Raw genomic sequence first — 765 nt, 5'->3', positions numbered from 1 at the left:
ACGAAGTGCAACTTTGAACAACTAAGCCTAGTGGCTAAGGATATCTTAGTATCCATAGCTTCTAGACCAGCAAGTCAAAGTAGCCATGACCTATCAACACCTTAGCCAAGAAGAACGATATCAGATTTATATCCTCATGAAAGACGGAAAAACCCAAACCCAAATAGCAAAGCTCATGGAGCGGCACAAGTCGACCATTAGTAGGGAGCTTGCTCGTAACACGGGTAATCGGGGTTACCGCCCCAGGCAAGCCTGTCTACTATCCCAGGAGCGCTCTTTAGGGTCTCGCAATGCTACCCAGATTACTGCTACCGATTGGGGTAAGACAGTTGATTGCCTGCTAGAGCAGTGGAGCCCAGTGCAAATTGCTTCTCAGGTCGGGATTAGCCACGAGACCATCTACCGCCATGTCTATGCCGATAAAGCCACAGGTGGTAGCCTGTATCAGCAGCTACGCTGCCAAAAGAAACGCAAGAAGCGCTATGCCAGTGGCCGGGACCGCAGAGGCCAGATTGTGGGTAGAAGGCCCATTAGCGAGCGACCTCAGCACATTGAAGCCAGATCCCAAATAGGCCACTGGGAAGGCGATACCGTAATTGGCGCAGCCCACAAACAAGCCGTTGTGACCTTGGTTGAGCGCAAGAGCGGCTATGCGTTGATCGCTAAAGTGAGCAACAAAACCTCGGATCTGGTGAGCCAGGCCATCATTACTAAATTAAACCCCATGACCCCACTCGTTAAAACCCTGACTTTTGACAACGGGAA

1 protein-coding gene is annotated in these 765 nt (G+C 50.7%); it reads left to right on the top strand.

The genetic code is table 11. The annotated features are described in order from the left end of the window. Positions 1 to 85 precede the first annotated feature (85 nt). A partial coding sequence (locus tag LZT22_RS12660; protein ID WP_233925663.1) for an IS30 family transposase occupies positions 86 to 765 on the top strand: 680 nt, incomplete at its 3' end.

It is taken from the genome of Polynucleobacter sp. IMCC 29146 (genome assembly GCF_021395195.1).
Taxonomy (GTDB): domain Bacteria; phylum Pseudomonadota; class Gammaproteobacteria; order Burkholderiales; family Burkholderiaceae; genus Polynucleobacter.
This window is presented reverse-complemented; position numbering and strand designations above follow the sequence as displayed.